This is a genomic window from Rhodopirellula maiorica SM1 (assembly GCF_000346295.1).
Taxonomy (GTDB): domain Bacteria; phylum Planctomycetota; class Planctomycetia; order Pirellulales; family Pirellulaceae; genus Novipirellula; species Novipirellula maiorica.
Map to the genome: position 1 here is coordinate 1 of NZ_ANOG01000890.1, position 5,407 is coordinate 5,407.

Annotated in this window: 3 protein-coding genes; all 3 read right to left on the bottom strand. The window is 57.7% G+C overall.

Translation table 11 applies throughout. The features are described 5' to 3' along the window. Positions 1-3,573, bottom strand: a 3,573-nt coding sequence (locus tag RMSM_RS28320) for an MG2 domain-containing protein (protein WP_008705274.1), incomplete at its 3' end; no start/stop codon positions are given. Further along, positions 3,570-4,112, bottom strand: a complete 543-nt coding sequence (locus tag RMSM_RS28325; RefSeq protein WP_008705276.1) for an RNA polymerase sigma factor — start codon at positions 4,110-4,112, stop codon at positions 3,570-3,572. The genes RMSM_RS28320 and RMSM_RS28325, both read right to left, overlap by 4 nt. 59 nt (positions 4,113-4,171) lie before the next feature. Further along, entirely contained in the window at positions 4,172-5,095 is a 924-nt protein-coding gene (gene rsmH, locus RMSM_RS28330) for a 16S rRNA (cytosine(1402)-N(4))-methyltransferase RsmH (protein ID WP_008705278.1), read from the bottom strand. Positions 5,096-5,407 lie beyond the last annotated feature (312 nt).

The following is a 5,407-nucleotide window of genomic DNA, read 5'->3' on the forward strand; positions in this document are numbered from 1 at the left end:
AACGGGCGAAGGATAGGCTCGCACCGCAACCGCCAGCGAACCCTCCACAAAATCAGCCGGGATCGACAACGGCACGGACGCCTGATCATTTAAGCGGCCCGCGATCGAGACATTAACCGGGTATCCCGCCGGTGCGATGTGCAGCGTCCGACGGATGGAATCTTGCAGCGATTGCGTGCTTCCGCGAATTTCAACTTTGGCGTCCTGTTCGGCTGAACCAGCCAACACGTTCAGTGACATCAATTCGCGTCGGCGTTCACCCGCAGCAAGTGACAACGAACGACTCGTTTCGCCCACTGGCTGGAGTGCCGAATCCGCGCTGATTGACATGCCGACCTGCATATCTGCCTTGGTGGCATTGATCACCGCGACAGGCAAGTCGATACGATCGCCAGTCGTCACTTCCAACGGCATTTTGGGTTCCATTTGGAAAGGCAACCGTGATGTTACCGCACCTGCGAACGATCCAATTCGGCCACTGGTCGCGTGCGCATCGACGCTGACTCGAAACGTGGTCACCGAATCCGACAAATCAAACCGGATCGACGCCCGGCCTTCGGAATCGGTGATCAGCAGCGGCTGCCAGTACAACGTTTCCGCAAAATCTTCGCGGATTCCGGGGTCACCGACGGCGTGGCGATGAGCGTACTGGCGAACTGGAAAACGAAGTTCATCCAACAACTGTGATGCCAACGAGTCGGCATCCAAACCGCGAGCCGCCAGCAATCGTTTCAAATCATCCGCGGTTAGCGTGTCGGTTTCGAACATCGCCCGGCTCTGGTCGAATTCGTGGCGATTTTTTCCGCCGAACCCGCCGTCGTCGAATTCTTGCTTACCACCTGCGTTCCGGTTGCTTTCGTTACGTTTTGACAGAACAAGTCCATTCTGTGCCGGCGGTACAACCGCTGGCCCGCCCATCCCCATGCCGTCCATCGGCATGTCGTCCATGAACATCCCTTCCGCTTCCATCGCCATTTGTGGCGGGGACTCTTGCACAGCAGACTCATCCATGGCTCCGGCATCCGCAGCAACCGATGCCCTTTCGCTATACTGCTCGGCACCACAGCCATACAGAAACAGCGACGTCACGGCCAACAGTAACAGACCGGCGAGACGAGCGTGAGAGGCACGACGCATGCGAACGGCGATCGAGATCATCCACAGCAGCACAATCATCGCCATCAAGATTCGGGTTTGGAACAAGATCAATCGCCATGCTGCCTGAGCGGCTTCACTGTAACGATTCCATTGTTGAACCTGGCGACCGTTGGTTTGATACGACGTTGGAGTCGCCGCCAACGGGTCCCCATCGAGTTCAAGCAGTCGCACTAACTGTTCGCGGTAGTCGACATTGGGTTGGTCGGACGATCCACTGACAAACCGTCGCCACCCCTGGGTGCCCAACAGCAAGTCGACGGATTCCGCCGCCTCGTCGGTGTCACTCAAGTAGAAATTTGCGTGCTCGAGATCCTCGGGCTTTTGAATCTCGCTTGTCAATAAGAAATGAGTTCGCAAATTCGGCCGTTCGGTGTCATCCAAACGCAGTGCGGCATCATCGACCACGGCAACGCCCAGCACCGCCGGGGTCGGCTCGCCCGTTTCGTCACGCACTTGCAACGTCAAGCGAGCGGACTCGCCCGGCGATCGATCAAGCCCGTCGGCCGATTCCACGATCTCGACTTGCAGTTCGCGTTCTTGACGACAGAAAACAAGTCGTTCCACCAGTGGCAAAGCCGGCGTTTTGTCGGCGTCCAGCACCGTCACTCGCACTACTCCGTTGGTTGTTTTACCCACTGCAATGGTCATTGGATTCGTTCCTGGTTTCAATTTCGCAATTTGCTCGGCAACGAGTTGACCTCGGCAAACCGCTCGCACCACGACGTTTCGATCCACCGTGCTGCGAACTTGCATCGTGATTGGCTCGCCCGCGTCAAAGACGCCATTCCCTGTGTCGATCACCGGCAATTCCTTGACCACCGCAGGCAGCCGGACCGTATTGTGCACGTCGATGGGCGAACTGACTCGCAACGAATAACGCTCGTCACGCTTGGGCACAAATTCAAAACGCCCCATCCCGTCGCGAGTCGTTTGCAGGGTCGCCACTTGATGTCCGTCACGCGATTGAACCTCGCCCTTGATGTCGATCGGTTCGCCAAGCGAGTTGCGAGCGACGAAGTAGACGCGGTTTCGCAGCCCATCGACGAGGTAGCCGCCCTCGGGGAAGAACTCGACATCGACTCGGCCCAATTGAATCGGGATCGTTTTCACCTTCGTCTCTTGCGTTCCACCATCGTCGATCACGACCGCCAACCGGCCCGCACCTTTGCGGATATGGGTTGGCAGCGTAAACGAAATCGCATACGTCCCCGACTCGGTTGTTTCAGCCTGTTCTTCGAAAATCACTTCATCGTCGACTTTGGCGACAATCGCTACCGACACGTTGGCCAACATGCCTCCTTCGGCACGCTCGGCTTTGAAATCAGCTTCCACCGTATCGCCGGGGCCATAGCTGCGTTGGCTAAATTCCAGTTCCGTTTTAAAGCGGGGCACTCGGTACGCACGCACTTGGAACTCGCGACGCTCCTCGGGAAAGAACCCGTCCAAGCTCTTGGCGACTAACGTGTACGAGCCTCCCGGTGCGGATTTGGGAATCGTGAACGCCCCGTTACCGACCGCTCGCTCGGTCAACCCTTCGCTAAACATCCCCGGCACCGCCGCCCCACTCGGGTCCAACAGCTCGTAGCGAACCGGCACGTCTACTTTGGGCTGAAACGACGTGCGTTCCAGCGTCAAGGAGCGAAAATAGACCGTTTCCCCCGGACGATAGACCGGACGGTCGACCGTCAAGTAAGTCAGGCAACGGGTCGGTTCCAGCGGCACGACGACACTTGACTCAGACCGCTCGCCGTTGGCCGAGGTGGCTTCGACACGAAGTTCCGCTTCGCGAGGGATTACCAAGTCGGTGGGCAAAACAATTTTGCCCACGCCCAAATGATCCGTTTCAGCAACCCCGGAAAACAATGTCACGTTCTGTGCAAGCACCGAGAACGACAACATCGCCGGAGTCACCTGAAACCCGCTGACGCTGGACGCTGAACCATCCAGCCGCGTTGTTTTGACGAGAAACTCGTTAGATGCGTTCGCTTGGTCGACCACCTCGGCCTCGATCCGTACTGCAGCAATCGGTTTTGCAGGCAGCTCGGACAAGTGCCACCAACCAATCATGAAAAATGCCAGCAGCGCGGCAAGTCCCGCGATCAGTGTCGGCGTAACCCAAACCGATGTTTTTTCGATCTGAGCCGATGGCGCTGGCCGCGAGCTCGGCTGCGAATCGATTTCAGGACTTGCCGCGGGCGGCGCCGAAGCACTTTGCACCGGCAATCTCGCAGCGTCGGCGATCTTGCCCGCCAATTTCATCGTGTTGGCCCACTCGGCGGCAACCTCGGCGTCGGACACGATCGCGGCGCGAAGCTCGCTGGCCTGGGGTTCATCGAGCAGATCGTAATGCAGTTCCAACAGCGCCTGTCGCAACTCGTCCTTGTCGCTGTATTGATGATTCAGATTCGTATTCATGATTGGCCTCCCACTGATTCACGCAGTTGGCGGATGGCGATTCGCATTCGCGTTTTGACGGTTCCGATCGGCAGCGACATGGCTTCTGCAATTTGCTCGTACGTCATGTCGCCGTTTTGGCGAAGCAGAAACACTTCGCGTTCCTCCTCGCGGAGCCGGAGGACTTGGGCCTGCAGCACCGAGAGCTGTTCGTCTCTCAGCAGTGCGGCGTCGGGTGAGTCGGCGGTCGAGACCATTTCGGTTTCCTCCAAGATTGGTTGCCGCCGCCGATTCCAAGCAGCTTTGCGACAATCGCGGCCGGTGTTCAGTGCAATCCGAAACACCCAAGCCCTCAAATTCGAGACCTGATCCATCTGTTGTCGATGCCGCCAACACTTCAGGAACGTTTCCTGAAGCGCATCGCGGGCGTCTTCACGATTTCCGACCAAATAGAACAGCGTCCCGATCAATTCTCCGTGCGCATCGGCAAACTGGGCCTCCAAACGCGATCGGAGCCGCTGGTCGAGCGTGTCATCAGAACTTGCGGGCGTTGATTCCATGGGTCTAAAGATAAGACGAGCGAGCCCATGGAAGAGATTTTCAAAAAGAAAAAAAGATTTTAGCGTCGGCGGGCGACTCGCAGCTTGGCACTGCGGCTACGGGCGTTATGAGCGACTTCGGACTCGGTCGGCCGCAGAGGCTTTTTCGTCAGCACTTCCCAGCGATCGTCATCGCGAAACGCGTTTTTCACGATCCGATCTTCGAGGGAATGGAAGCTGATGATCACCATCCGGCCACCGGGTGCGATCCAATCGGGCGCGTCACGAAGCGTCCGCTCCAAAATCCCCAACTCATCGTTCACCGCGATTCGCAGTGCCTGGAACGTCCGCGTCGCGGGGTGAATATCGTGATTGCGGCTGCGAGGAACACAGCGGCGACAGATTTCGACCAACTCGTTGACTGTGCTGATCGGTTGCCGCTCGCGTTGTTTTGCCACGATCGCGCGAGCAATCCGGCGACTGAAACGCTCTTCGCCGTATTGGTAGATGGCGTCGGCGATCTGTTTCTCGTCGTGCTGAGCCAACCAACGGCTCGCGGGCACGCCGTTTTCCGGATCGAATCGCAAATCCAATGGCCCATCGACTGTGTAGCTAAACCCTCGTTCGCGATCAGCCAATTGGTCACTCGACAACCCGAGGTCCAACACCATCGCATCGGCAGAGGTCAAGTCGAATTGTTCTAGCGCCTTGGCGGCCTGTTCGTAGCTGGCCAAAAAAACGGTCAGCCGAGGATCATGCGACTCGCTCTCCACACGAGCACTGACCGCCGGATCACGATCCAAACCGATCACTCGGGCGTCGGCACCGGAGATCGCTTCGAGAAGCAAACGCGAATGGCCGCCGCCACCATAGGTCCCATCGATCACGATCTTAGGCGGCGTCGGAGCGACCTCAGGACTGGCAACCCAATAAACCACCTCGTCGGGCATCACCGAGACGTGACACGTATCGATTTCGCTCGGCTCAGCTTCTTCGTTGGACAACGTCTCTTCCTAGCGTTTGGTTACAGATGCATGATCTAACCAAACGATTCTACAGGATCGCAAGAACTATCCAACGGGATGGACGCAGACTTAGCCGTAGCGAAACGCGTAAACGGTTTGTCGAATTAAACGAGATGCAGATTGGATCGGTGAGCCGAGGGCCGTAAGGCACCGGGTATGCGTGGGCACCCGGCCGCTGACGCGTCGCGGCTTAATAAATCAACAAGCCGTGAACGGTTTGTGGATTTAAACGAGATGCAGATTCGATCGGTGAGCCGAGGGCCGTAAGGCACCGCGTACACGTGACACCCG